Annotated in this window: 9 protein-coding genes and 2 pseudogenes; 7 read left to right on the top strand and 4 right to left on the bottom strand. The window is 72.3% G+C overall.

All coding sequences use genetic code 11. From position 1 onward, the window contains the following. Positions 1 to 217: 217 nt before the first annotated feature. Positions 218 to 3,205, top strand: a complete 2,988-nt coding sequence (locus OTB16_RS38565; RefSeq protein WP_267727524.1) for a bifunctional [glutamine synthetase] adenylyltransferase/[glutamine synthetase]-adenylyl-L-tyrosine phosphorylase — start codon at positions 218 to 220, stop codon at positions 3,203 to 3,205. A 27-nt stretch (positions 3,206 to 3,232) separates the two neighbouring features. Here the strand turns inward: OTB16_RS38565 and OTB16_RS38560 are convergent, their stop codons facing one another. The 3 genes and pseudogenes from OTB16_RS38560 to OTB16_RS38550 form a co-directional block, all read right to left on the bottom strand. After that, positions 3,233 to 4,210, bottom strand: coding sequence for a helix-turn-helix domain-containing protein (locus tag OTB16_RS38560; protein WP_267727522.1), 978 nt, complete (start codon positions 4,208 to 4,210; stop codon positions 3,233 to 3,235). Between the two features lie 449 nt (positions 4,211 to 4,659). Next, a pseudogene (locus OTB16_RS38555) lies at positions 4,660 to 4,998 on the bottom strand (MarR family transcriptional regulator); the annotation flags it as partial. 183 nt (positions 4,999 to 5,181) lie between these two features. Further along, a complete protein-coding gene (locus OTB16_RS38550; protein WP_267727520.1) occupies positions 5,182 to 6,999 on the bottom strand; it encodes a serine/threonine-protein kinase in 1,818 nt (605 codons plus the stop codon). Positions 7,000 to 7,714: 715 nt separating this feature from the next. Between OTB16_RS38550 and OTB16_RS38545 the strand changes: the two genes are divergently transcribed. The 5 genes and pseudogenes from OTB16_RS38545 (at position 7,715) to OTB16_RS38525 (ending at position 10,141) form a co-directional block, all read left to right on the top strand. After that, on the top strand, positions 7,715 to 8,467 hold the full coding sequence (locus OTB16_RS38545; RefSeq protein WP_267727518.1) for a hypothetical protein: 753 nt from the start codon (positions 7,715 to 7,717) through the stop codon (positions 8,465 to 8,467). 176 nt (positions 8,468 to 8,643) lie between these two features. Next, the gene (locus OTB16_RS38540; RefSeq protein WP_267727516.1) at positions 8,644 to 8,901 is read left to right on the top strand and encodes a hypothetical protein; all 258 of its coding nucleotides are present in this window, start codon (positions 8,644 to 8,646) and stop codon (positions 8,899 to 8,901) included. Between the two features lie 78 nt (positions 8,902 to 8,979). Continuing rightward, positions 8,980 to 9,333: pseudogene (locus OTB16_RS38535) on the top strand (transposase); the annotation flags it as partial. Positions 9,334 to 9,340: 7 nt separating this feature from the next. Further along, positions 9,341 to 9,562, top strand: a complete 222-nt coding sequence (locus OTB16_RS38530; RefSeq protein WP_267727514.1) for a hypothetical protein — start codon at positions 9,341 to 9,343, stop codon at positions 9,560 to 9,562. Between the two features lie 162 nt (positions 9,563 to 9,724). Next, positions 9,725 to 10,141, top strand: coding sequence for a hypothetical protein (locus OTB16_RS38525; protein WP_267727512.1), 417 nt, complete (start codon positions 9,725 to 9,727; stop codon positions 10,139 to 10,141). Positions 10,142 to 10,203: 62 nt separating this feature from the next. On the opposite strand, the gene OTB16_RS38520 is transcribed toward OTB16_RS38525, so the two are convergent. Beyond that, positions 10,204 to 10,842, bottom strand: coding sequence for a TetR/AcrR family transcriptional regulator (locus OTB16_RS38520; RefSeq protein ID WP_267727510.1), 639 nt, complete (start codon positions 10,840 to 10,842; stop codon positions 10,204 to 10,206). Between the two features lie 120 nt (positions 10,843 to 10,962). Between OTB16_RS38520 and OTB16_RS38515 the strand changes: the two genes are divergently transcribed. Beyond that, on the top strand, positions 10,963 to 12,468 hold a 1,506-nt coding region (locus OTB16_RS38515; protein WP_267727508.1), incomplete at its 3' end, for an APC family permease.

The raw sequence follows: 12,468 nt of genomic DNA, 5'->3' as shown, positions 1-12,468 counted from the left end.
CCCTCGCAGTTCCCCCGGTCCCGCCCGGGCCCTCGGCCGCCGCCCGTCCCGCCCGGCACCTCGCGGGACGACCGCCCGCCGCCGCCCGCAGCCCGCCGCCCCGTGCGCGCCGGTGAGTCGAACGACTGCTCCGGATAGGCTCCCCAGGGACAACAGGGACAACAGGTACGCCAGGCACGCCAGGGCAGTGGCGGCGACGACCGCGGGAGGCCACGGGATGACAGTCCCGGGACGCAGGAGCAGCACCTTCATCAGGCTGCTGCGCAGCGGTTTCACCGACCCCTCCACCGCGGCCCGGCTCCTCGACGCCGACGCGCTGGCCTCCGTACGGACCGATCCGGTCCTCCTCGACGCCCTCGGCGCGACCGCCGACCCCGACCTCGCCCTCCTCGGGCTCGTCCGGCTCGCGGAGGCGCAGACGGAGGAGGACCGGCCCGTCCTCCTCGACACCCTCGTCAGCGCCAAGCCGCTCCGCGACCGCCTCCTCGGCGTGCTCGGCGCTTCCGAGGCGCTCGGCGACCACCTCGCCCGCCACCCCCGCGACTGGCGGTCGCTCGTCACGTACGAGGCGGCCGACCTGCACCCCGGGCTCCCCGAGTTCGAGCAGGGGCTGGCCGACGCCCACGACCCCGTCCAGCTGCGCGTCTCCTACCGCCGCTGCCTGCTGTCGATCGCCGCCCGCGACGTGTGCGGCACCACCGACGTCGCCCAGACCGCCGCCGAGCTCGCCGACCTCGCCACCGCCACCCTCCGCGCGGCCCTGCGCATCGCCTCGGCGGCCGCCCCCGAGGACGCGGCCCGGTGCCGGCTCTCCGTCATCGCGATGGGCAAGTGCGGCGGCAACGAGCTGAACTACGTCTCCGACGTCGACGTCATCTTCGTCGGGGACAGCGCCAACGGCGACGACGAGGGCAAGGCCGTCCAGGCCGCCACCCGCCTCGCCTCCCACCTCATGCGGATCTGCTCCGAGACCACCGTCGAGGGCACCATCTGGCCCGTCGACGCCAACCTCCGCCCCGAGGGCAGGAACGGTCCGCTCGTCCGCACGCTCGCCTCCCACCTCGCCTACTACCAGCGCTGGGCCAAGACCTGGGAGTTCCAGGCCCTCCTGAAGGCCCGCGCCGTCGCCGGCGACGAGGCGCTCGGCGCCGAGTACATCGAGGCCATAAGTCCCCTCGTCTGGCAGGCCGCCGAACGCGAGAACTTCGTCGCCGACGTCCAGAAGATGCGCCGCCGCGTCGTCGACAACATCCCCGCCGCCCAGGTCGACCGCGAGCTCAAGCTCGGCCCCGGCGGCCTGCGCGACGTCGAGTTCGCCGTCCAGCTGCTCCAGCTCGTGCACGGCCGCAGTGACGCCACCCTGCACTCCGGCTCCACCCTCGACGCCCTGCACGCCCTCGCCGCCGGCGGGTACGTCGGCCGCACCGACGCCGCCCAGCTGAACGACGCGTACCGCTTCCTGCGCGCCATGGAGCACCGCATCCAGCTGTACCGGCTGCGCCGCACCCACCTCGTCCCCGAGGACGAGGCCGACCTGCGGCGCCTGGGCCGGTCCATGGGCCTGCGCACCGAACCCGTCGCCGAGCTCAACAAGGCCTGGCGCCGGCACGCCTCCGTGGTCCGCCGCCTGCACGAGAAGCTGTTCTACCGGCCGCTCCTCGACGCCGTCGCCCAGCTCACCCCCGGCGAGACCCGGCTCTCCCCGCGCGCCGCCGGCCAGCGGCTCGAAGCCCTCGGGTACGCCGACCCGGTCGCGGCCCTGCGCCACCTGGAGGCCCTCGCCTCCGGCGTCACCCGCAAGGCCGCCATCCAGCGCACCCTGCTGCCCGTGATGCTCGGCTGGTTCGCCGAGTCCGCCGACCCGGACGCGGGCCTGCTCAACTTCCGCAAGGTCTCCGACGCCCTCGGCAAGACCCCCTGGTACCTGCGGCTGCTGCGCGACGAGGGCGCCGCCGCCGAGAACCTCGCCCGCGTCCTGTCCGCCGGCCGGCTCGCCCCCGACCTGCTGCTGCGCGCGCCCGAGGCCGTCGCCCTGCTCGGCGACCCCGAGGGCCTCCAGCCCCGTACGCACGAGGCCCTGGAGCAGGAGGTGCTCGCCGCCGTCGGCCGGGCCGCGACCCCCGAGGCCGGGGTCGCCGCCGCCCGCGGGGTCCGGCGCCGCGAGCTGTTCCGCACCACGGCCGCCGACATCATCGGCTCGTACGGTACGGAGGACAAACCGGCCGAAGAGGACCACGGAGCCCTCGTCGACCGGGTCGGCGGCGCCGTCTCCGACCTGACGGCCGCGACCATCGCCGGCGCCCTGCGCGCCGCCGTCCAGGACCACTGGGGCGACACCCTCCCCACCCGCTTCGCCGTCATCGGCGTCGGCCGCTTCGGCGGCCACGAGCTCGGCTACGGCTCCGACGCCGACGTCCTGTTCGTGCACGAGCCCCGCGCGGGCGTCGACGAGCAGGAAGCCGCGAAGGCCGCCCAGACCGTCATCTCCGAGATGCGCAGACTGCTCCAGCTGCCCACCGCCGACCCGCCGCTGCTCATCGACGCCGACCTGCGCCCCGAGGGCCGCTCCGGGCCGCTGGTCCGCACGATCGCCTCGTACGCCGCCTACTACCGCCGCTGGTCCCTGACCTGGGAGAGCCAGGCCCTGCTGCGCGCCCAGCCCGTCGCGGGCGACGAGGAGCTGGGCCGCCGCTTCATCGAGCTGATCGACCCGCTGCGCTACCCGGTGGAGGGCCTCGGGGAGGACGCCGTACGGGAGATCCGCCGGCTCAAGGCCCGCATGGAGTCGGAGCGGATGCCGCGCGGCGCCGATTCGACCCTGCACACCAAGCTCGGCCGCGGCGGACTCAGCGACGTCGAGTGGACCGTCCAGCTGATCCAGATGCGGCACGCCTGGGCCGAACCGGGCCTGCGCACCACCCGCACCCGCGACGCGCTGGCCGCCGCCCACGCGGCCGGGCTGATCCCCACCGAGGAGGCGCAGATCCTCGACGAGGCGTGGGTGCTGGCCACCCGCGTCCGCAACGCCGTGATGCTGGTGCGCGGCCGCGCGGGGGACACGTTCCCCACCGAGGCCCGCGAACTGGGGGCGGTGGGCCGCTATCTGGGCTACGCCGAGGGCACGGCCGGCGAGATGCTGGACGACTACCGGCGCATCACCCGCCGCGCGCGGGCGGTCGTGGACGAGCTGTTCTACAGCGGCTGACGGGCGCCGCCGCACGCCCGCGGGGGGTCAGGCCGCCGCCGTCGGTGTCGGGGAGACCGCGGCGGACTGGGCGGCTCCGGCGGACTCGGCGCCTTGAGCGGCTTCGGCGGTGCAGCCCGGGCAGTGGCCCGGGGACGCGCCGCGGAACGCGCGGTCGCAGCCGTCGCAGGTCTGGAACGGCTGGACCTCCCGGTCCGGGTGCCGGGGGCCGGGCGCGTGCCGCGGCAGGTGGGGCGGCCGCAGCTCCGCGAGCCGGTGCGCGAGCAGGGCGGCGGGCGAACGGATCGGCTCCGCCGGGAGGCAGCCCGCCAGGGTGCCGCTGACGGCGGCCGGGGTCACGCCGCGCTCCAGCCAGACGGTCACGGCGGGCGCGAGCCGCGCCACGTCGCGCTCCGAGAGCAGCAGCCGGGGGTCCCGCAGCCGCAACCGGGCGAGCAGCTCGGCCCCCTCCCGGTGCTCGGCGGGGACCGGCCCGAAGGCCGGGCGGGGCCCGCTCCGGGCCCGGGGGTGCGCTGCCGGGGGCGCTGGTTCGGGCTCCGCTTCGGGTTCCGCTTCGGGTTCCGGGGCCGGGCCCGCGGCGGGCGGAGCCGCGGCTACGGGCCCCGGAACGGGAACCAGGGCCGGTGGCGGTGGCGGTGTGGACGGGGGCGTGCTCGGCACCGACTCCCGGCCGGGGCCCCGGCCGAGGGCGGCCTCCGCCTTCCTCAGCCGCGTGGCGGGCGGGTTGTTGTACGACACCGTACGAGTGACGACCTGCCCGGACGGCAGTCGCTCCCGGGTGCGGGACAGGTAGCCGTGCGCCTCCAGCTCGCGCAGGGCGGCGGCGATGCGGGTCTCGCCCTCCGAGAAGCGCTGCGCCAGGGCCTTGATGGAGACGTTGGCACCGGTGGGCAGGGACTGGATGTGCGCGGACAGGCCGATCGCCGTCAGGCTCAACTCGCGGTGCTGGGCGAGATGGTTGCCGATCGTGACGTAACGCTCGGGATGACGCTCGTTCTCGTGCATGACACCGGGCCTCGGAATGCCGTACGGAGCGCGCGGGGGCGCGCTAAGCTGCTGTTCAGCCACGGGAAGCTTCTCTCTTCCTGAGCGGTGAGGCCCTCGGCGGGATTGCAGTCCCGTTCGGGGGCCGTTCGCATGTCTGGGGTTGTCGAGGCTGAGCCTGCACCCCGAACTGGCATATGCGCCAGCCAGGTTGGCTTCGTTCACTCGACCGAGTGAGTGAAGCGGGGTTTGGTTGGGAGAGGTCATTTCCCGAGGTTGTTGAAAGGGTTTGACGTCGTGCCCGACCGCCTCTCAGTCCACCGGAACGCGGAAAGCCAGACCCGGTGAACAGGAGCCCGGGAAACGGGATTTCGGCCCGGCCCGAGTTTCCGATGCGCCTGCCCCGGCGGCTTTGCGCATGCGTAATCTGAACGGGACCGAGGCCGTCCCCGGAGGCCTGATCTACAAGATCGAACACGGAGCCCGTCCTTCGTGAGCCACAGCCGGTCTTCGGCGTCCCGGGTCAGCCACCCGCGCTCCACGAGCCCCCCGGACTCCGCCGCAAGGTCGTCCTCGGGCCGGATGTAGGAGGACATGGCCTCCTGGAGCTCGGGAAGGGTCATCCCCGAGCCGTCGGGCGAGAGGTCGTTCTCCGACAGGTTGCGCAGCAGCCAGAACTGGGGCTGGGTGTGGCCCCTTTCGGCTTGTCAGGCCCGGGTGAACGCGATGAGCGCCTCGTAGGCGACGCCGGTCAAGTAGGCGGCGGGCTGTCCGGCGAGTTCGGCGTCGGCAGCCTGTCGGGTCGTCATGGAAGATCCCCTCTCGGTACTTCGGAGCTTCGGTACTTCGGAGCTTCGGCACTTCGGTGTGGGGCCTGCACGTCGTGGAGGGCATGGGGAAACCGTAGGACCTCACGCATGGTTGAGGTCAAGCGGTCGATCCTGACGGCCGTTTCGGTGCGGAAGGCGTCCACGGTGCCGGTGGTCCTTCGCTCAGCCCTGGCTCGTCCAGCGTTGTGAGGCCTGGCCGCCGCAGCTCGCCGTGACCAGGCCGCTGCTCATGCCCAGGTCGAGGCAGCCGCCGCCGAGGCCGCTCACCAGGGTGCCGCCCGCGCCCGAGCGCCACAGCCGGCCGATGTCCTGGGCGCAGTCGCCGACGAAGACAGCCTGGTTGAGCCCGTTGGAGTACAGGCACTGGCCGGTCTGCGCGTTGACCAGCTTGAAGTTGCCGCCCGAGGCGCTCCGCACGGTCCAGCGGGCGGTCGAGTCCGAGCAACTGCCGTGGTCCGAGGCGCCGAAGACCTGGGTGATGCACCGGCCGTTGTTGCCGTTGCGGTAGCTGTGGGTGCCGGACGCGGGGGGCGGGGCGGTCGTCGGCTTCGTGCCGCCGCCGGTGGGCTTGGGCGCCGGGGCGCTGGCGGGCGGGGGATTGCCGCCGCCCGGCGGGGTGCCGGGGGTGCCGGGGTTGCCGGAGTTCCCCCCGCCGTTGCCCGCGCCGGCATTCGTACCCGCGCCCCCCTGCCCGCCGTCCGGTACGGGTTCCCCCGGCAGGGCCCCCGCCGGGGACTGGCCCGGGGGCACCGCCCCCGACGGGCTGCCGGCGGCCGTCGCCGCCGCCGGGTCGGCGGGTGCCGACGCCGAGGCGGGCGGGGTGCCCTGCGGCCCGGACCGCAGCTCGGTCGTGTGCGGTAGGAGCTGGAGGGCGAGCGTCGTACCACCGGCGACCACGACGACCGGTACGACGGCGAGGAACACGCGGGTACGGCGGCTGCGCCCCGGCCGCTGCGCACGCGCCCCGGCAGCGGGATCGGCCGCGGTGCCGGGCGCGCTGCCCGCATCCGGCGCGGTCCCGGGCTTCCCGCCCGCCAGCGGGAGCGTCGGCACGTCGACCTCCCGCACGTCCGCGGCGAACGCGGCCCGCTCGGACAGCCGCTCGGTGATGGCCGCCGGCCACAACGGGGTGGCGAACGGGCCCAGCCGCGAGGCCCGCTCCAGCAGCCCGGCGGCGCTGGGACGGTTCCCGGGATCCTTGTCGAGGCAGGTCGCCACGAGGTCGGCGAGTTCCGGCTCCAGCTCCCGCAGCGGCTCCAGGTCGGGCTGCTCGTGGACGATCCGGTACAGCACGCCGTGCCCCGACTCGTCGCCGAACGGGGGCTGCCCGCACGCCGCGTACGCGAGGACCGACCCCAGCGCGAACACGTCGGTGGCGCCGCTGAGCCGCCGCTTGCCCGAGGCCTGCTCCGGCGCCATGTAGGCGGGCGTCCCCACGACCATGCCGGTCCTGGTCAGCTGGCTCTGCTCGGCGACCCGGGCGACGCCGAAGTCGATCAGGGTGAGACCGTCGAGGGTCAGCATGACGTTGGACGGCTTCAGGTCCCGGTGCACCATGTCCAGCGCGTGCACCGCGGCGAGGCTCGACGCCGCCTCCCGCAGGAGCAGCCACAGGGCGTGGGCGGGCAGCGGGCCGCGGTGCAGGTCGACGGCCTCCTTCAGAGTGATCCCGGGGACGTACGCGGTCGCGAACCACGGCGGCCGGGCCGTGCGGTCGCTGTCGAGCAGCGGCGCCGTCGCCCCCTCGGGCAGGCGGGCCAGGTTGTCCAGCTCGTGGCCGAAACGGCGTACGAAGTCCTCGTCCTCGCCGACGACCGAGGCCAGCAGCTGCTTGACGGCGACGTACCTGCCCTCGCGCACACCGAGGTACACCCGCCCCATTCCGCCGGCCCCGAGCCGGCCCGCCAGCGGGATCGACCCGATCCGGCGGGGATCCCCCGCCTCCAGCGGCCCGGCCCCGCTCCCCGTCAGCTCTAACACGTCAGCCCCGTCAGAATTGGAAACAGTTTTTAGAAATCTACCCGATGAGCCCTGCGGCAACGAGGCCTGGCCACCCCTTACTTGACGGATCGGGACCGCTGGGCGGCCGGGTTTCCCTGTCACTGTTCCACGGGGCCGACGCACCGCCCGGCCGGGGGTGGTTAGTACTGCAACCGCATGTGGGGGTTGTGACCTCGACGTTGGCAGTGACGGCGGGCTCGGGATCTCGCAGAGGGCGGAGGCTATGGGATTTGCACCCTCGGTGGCATCGCACGGGCACGTCGTCGTGGCCGCTGAACCGCGCGTCCGAGTCACCAAACTGTCGCCGCAACGGCCACCACGACCCCTTTCCACATATACCGATTAACTACGCCGATTGGATGAGCACTGGAGTTTAATGGCGAGGACTATTCCGATTGCGACTTACCTTGGCCTCGAACCGACTTCGAGGAGGCCACCGGTGCGACTGCCGCTAATGCGCAGACTGTGCACTGTACTTTTCGCCGCCGCCGTCTTCGGGGCAGCGGGTAATCCACTTGCCCATGCCGATGGCGGCGGCGAAGAAAAGCACCACAAAAACCACAAGATCGTAAACATCAACAACGGGAACTCCTACAGGTTTCAGGGTGTCGGCTCCCTCACCGGCAACGGACCTACTCCTCCTCCCCCTCCTCCGACGGAGCCGTGCACAACTGGGTCGCAGGATTCCAGCATTGTGTACACCGCAATGCCGGTGGACATCCTGAAGTGCTCCCAGGTTCCCAGCCTCGGGTACGAGGCGACGGGCACGGCCGAGTTCGGGGACGAGGTGGGGCCCGTTCCCGTCGGCCGCTCCCTTACACAGCTGCGGGTGCTGTTCCAGAGTTTCGGCTGCGGCGTCAGCGGAACGTGGAACGCAGGCAACTGCGTGACCACGCCCGGTTCCACGTTCACGCACCCGATCACGGCGAACATCTACGCGGTGGACAACTCCTCAGGCACTCCCGCACCCGGCGCCCGCCTCGCGACGGTCACCCAGTCGCAGAACATCGCCTACCGGCCTTCCGCGGACCCGACCAACTGCACGGGCAGCGACGCGGGCAAGTTCCTGAACACGAACACGGGGCTGTGTGCCAACGCCATCGGGCAACTACTGACGTTCAACTTCCCGGCTGGCACCACTCTTCCATCCCAGGTCATCTGGACGGTGGCGTTCAACACCACCCACTACGGCGACAACCCGATCGGTGAGGGAGCGGCCTGCTACTCCACGAGCCCAGGGTGCGGGTACGACTCGCTCAACGTCGGCGTCTACAGCTTCCCCGGGGCACCGTACCGAGGCACGGACATCGACCCCGACGGAGCCTTCCTCAACTCCGTCATTCCGTCCACTTACTGCGATGGGGGCGCCGGCGGTACCGGCACCCTCCGCCTGGACACACCGTGCTGGACGGGGTACCGACCCCTCGGCGAGATCAGAGCCGTTTGATCGCCCCCGCCTCGTGTGGCGCTCCGCGATCACGCCGGAGCGCCAGGATTCCCACGATCGGCTAATGCGGACACACCACCGATCATTTCAATCATCAACGGATATGCAAGTGGACCCTCGGGTCCTGCACGTCAGCTATCCCAGTCTCGACACATTCGATGCCAGGAGGCAGGGCAGTGAGAAATTCAGCGATGCGGCTCGTTCGCGCGGTGATCGTCAGTGGAGCAATCGTAGCTGCGACCAGTTCCCCGTTGGCCTATGCCGGCGACTGGGGCGAAGGCGGAGGTTCCACTGAAATCACCAACATCAACAACGGCAACACCTACAGCTATCAGGGTCTCGGCACCATCACGCTGGATAACCTGCTGGGCACAAGCACGCAGTCTTCGCTCCTCACGCCACTTCGCCCGGCGATCGGCCTCCTCACCTCCTAATGCAACCGCATGTGGCGTGACAGGTCGTCGGATTGGTCGTTGGCCTGACTGTGTGATGAATCGCTGACGGTTGCGCAGATCGAGGACTGGTCCAATGGGATAGCCGGGTTTCATGCCCGGTCCGCTGGGCGTTTTGGCAGGTCGGAGCCACGTGGACGGGCTCTGGACTACCTGAACACGTTGCTGGCGCCGCTGGAGAGGAAGAACGGGTGGACGCTGGCTGAGCAGGCCGGCCAGCGCCGCCCGGACGGTTTCCAGCGGCTGCTGAACTTCGCCGACTGGGACGAGCACGCGGTCCGCGACGACGTCCGTGACTTCGTCGTCGAGGCGATCGGGAGCAAGGGCGCCGTCTTGACCGGGGGCGACACCGGCTTCCTCAAGAAGGGCGTCAAGTCGGCCGGGGTCCAGCGGCAGTACTCCGGTACGGCCGGGGGCCCGTATGGGGTGGCAGGTGGAGGAACGCTTCCAGATCGCCAAGGGCGAATGCGGCCTGGACCACTACCAGGTCCGTCTCTACCGGGCCTGGTACCGGCACATCACCCTCGCGATGGCCGCCCTCGCCTACCTGACTGCCATCCGTGCCACAGAAGCCACAAAAGGGGCATTGGTGACGCCGAGCAAGACCTCATACCCCTCAGCGTCCCGGAGATCCGCCGGATGATCGGGCACGTCGTCATCACGCCCCGCTGCCACCCCAACGAGCATCGTCTGCGCTGGTCACACTTCCGACGCCGCAGCCAAGCCCGAGCCCGCCGCTGCCACTGCCACTGCCAACGCCGAGGTCACGACCCACACATGCGGTTGCAGTATTAGGCTCCGGGTCATGACTGCTCAGTGGTACGTCCTCATCGAGGAGGACACCCGTGTGACGCGAGCCGCCGACGGCGTCAAGCTGCAACTGCACCGCTGGGCACTGGTGGCCAGGCACCACGTCAGTGGCACGGAGGCGCAGGCGCTCGCCGTGGCCGAGGACGCCGCCCTGCACTACATGCCGGATCTCCTGGCCCGCCATGCCCGGCCGGGTGACACTCCGGCCCGCAGTGCGTTCCTCACCTCCGACGGTGCCTGGCTGGTCTGGCTCAGGCAGCACCACCGCGAGTGCCACATACGAGTGACCGCCGCCCGCCTCGTGCACACGCAGGAGGAGACGCAGGCCCCGCCGAAGACCCTCAAGGAAAAGGTCCGGCACGCCCTGGAGGGCCCCGAGCCTTCAGGGGCCGCATGGGCGCCCAGGAGCTAGACGGCCCAGGCCGCTGCGTCCGGTTCGAGGCGCGGACGCGGCCCGCCCGGTCGAGCGGTGCGTCAGCCGCTTGAGGCGCCGGCCCGGTCCGGCCTCGCCTCCGTCCCGGCCAGGAGCGTACGCGCGTACGCGAGGAAGCCCGCCAGGGCCAGGTCGAAGGCGGCGTCCGCGCGCCCGGGGCCGCCCGCGGCCAGGGCCCCCGCCAGCAGCGGGGTCTGGGGCGTCGGCTCCCACATGGCCTCCGGGGCGGCCAGGTCGAGCGCCGAGCCCAGGACCAGGTTCTCCAGGCCGGTGAGCAGCGGCATGACCCGCTCCACGGGGAATCCGGCCGCCAGCAGCAGCCCCACCGCGCGCTCGTAGTGCGCGAGCACCCGGGGGGCCCGTACGGGCGTGGTCATCAGCAGCGGGATCGCCCGGGGGTAGGCGGCGAAGGCGGCCCGGTAGGAGCGCGCCCACTCCTCCAGGGCCCGGTCCCAGGGGGCCAGGGCGAGGGCCTCGCCGGCGATCCCCTCGCTGACCAGCTCGCGCACCAGCTCCACGACGCCCGCCCGGCCGTCCACGTGGTGATACAGCGAGGCGGTCTGCACGCCGAGCGCGCGGGCGACCTGCGGAACGCTGAATTCCCCGTGCTCCGCGACCAGTTGCAGGGCGGTCGCGGCGATCCGCTCCCGGTCGAGGAGGGGGGTGCGCGGCCGTGCCATCGGTTTCTCCCACCGTCAGGTCTTCCCGTACGCCGAAACCGGAGGCTACATTGCCGCAAACCGAAAGCCTTTAGGTTTTCGCCCCCTGTCGCCTGCCGTTCGCAGAAGGGTGCATTCCGCATGCCTGAAACGCCAGAGCCACCAGCATCAAGAACCGCCGGACCCGGACCCGGACCCGGAGCCGGACCCGCCCCCGGGGCCCCCGCCCCCGGAGCCCTCCGCACGGGCGCCCTCGGGACCGCCGACATCTCCTTCTTCGTCGTCTCCGCCGCCGCCCCGCTCACCGTCATGGCCGGGGTCGCCCCCGTCGCGATCCTCCTCGGCGGCGTCGGCGCCCCCGCCGGGTACCTCCTCGCCGGCCTCACCCTCGCCGTCTTCGCCGTCGGCTTCACCACCATGAGCCGCCACGTCCGCAGCGGCGGCGCCTTCTACGCCTTCATCACCCGCGGCCTCGGCAGGCGCGTCGGCATCGGCGCCGCCCTGCTCGCCCTCATCGGCTACAACGGCATGGAGATCGGCGTCTACGGCCTCCTCGGCACCACCACCGCCGACACCGCCCACGCCCTCGGGGGCCTCGACGTCCCCTGGCTGCCCGTCTCCCTCGCCGGCCTCCTGCTCGTCTGGTACGGCGGCTTCCGCTCCATCGACTTCGGCGCCAGGCTCCTCGGCGTCCTGCTCGTCGCCGAGACCGGGATACTCGTCCTGCTCGCCGCCGGAGTCCTCCTCAAGGGCGGCGCTCACGGCCTCTCCGCCGGCTCCTTCGCCCCCGGCGCGGTCCTCGTGCCCGGCACCGCCGCCGTCCTGGCCTTCGCGTTCGCCGCCTTCACCGGCTTCGAGTCGACCGTCATCTACCGCCGCGAGGCCCGCGACCCCGACCGCACCGTCCCGCGCGCCACCTACATCGCCGTCGCCTTCCTCGGCCTCTTCTACGCCTTCGTCGTCTGGACCGTCATCCAGGCCTTCGGCGCCGAAGAAGTGGTCGCCGCCGCGGCCGAGGACCCCGGCGGCCTCTTCTTCGCCGCGATCACCACCTATGTCGGCCCCTGGGCGGCGGACCTGATGCACGTCTTCATCGTCACCAGCGTCATCGCCTCCCTCCTCGCCTTCCACAACGCCATCAACCGCTACGTGCTCGCCCTCTCCGAGGAGGGCGTCCTGCCCGCCGCCCTCGGCCGCGTCCACCCCCGCCACGGCTCCCCGTACCTCGCCGGCCTCGTCCAGACCGTCCTCGGCGCGGCCGTCGTCCTCGCCTTCGCCCTCGCCGGAGCCGACCCGTACCAGCAACTGCTGCTCTGGGTGAACACCCCGGGCATGATCGCCCTCATGGCCCTGATGCTGCTCGCCGCCATCGCCGTACCCGTCTACTTCCGGCGGGTCCCCCACGACGAGGGGCCCTGGCGGACGGTCGTCGCCCCCGTCACGGCCGCCGTCCTGCTCGCCGTGGCGATCTTCCTGGTCGTCTCCAAGGTCGGCCTCTTCACCGCGGCCTCCGCCACCGTCAACACCGTCCTCGTCACCCTGGTCCCCGCCGTCTTCCTCGCCGGCCTCGCCCTCGCCCAGCGGCTCAAGACCCGCCGCCCCGAGGTGTACGCCCGCTTCGCCGCGGAACCCGCCGCCCCCGACGCC

The sequence above is a fragment of the Streptomyces antarcticus genome, assembly GCF_026627255.1.
Lineage (GTDB): Bacteria > Actinomycetota > Actinomycetes > Streptomycetales > Streptomycetaceae > Streptomyces > Streptomyces antarcticus.
Note: the sequence above shows the minus strand (reverse complement) of the source record. Positions and strands in the feature narration are given on the sequence as shown.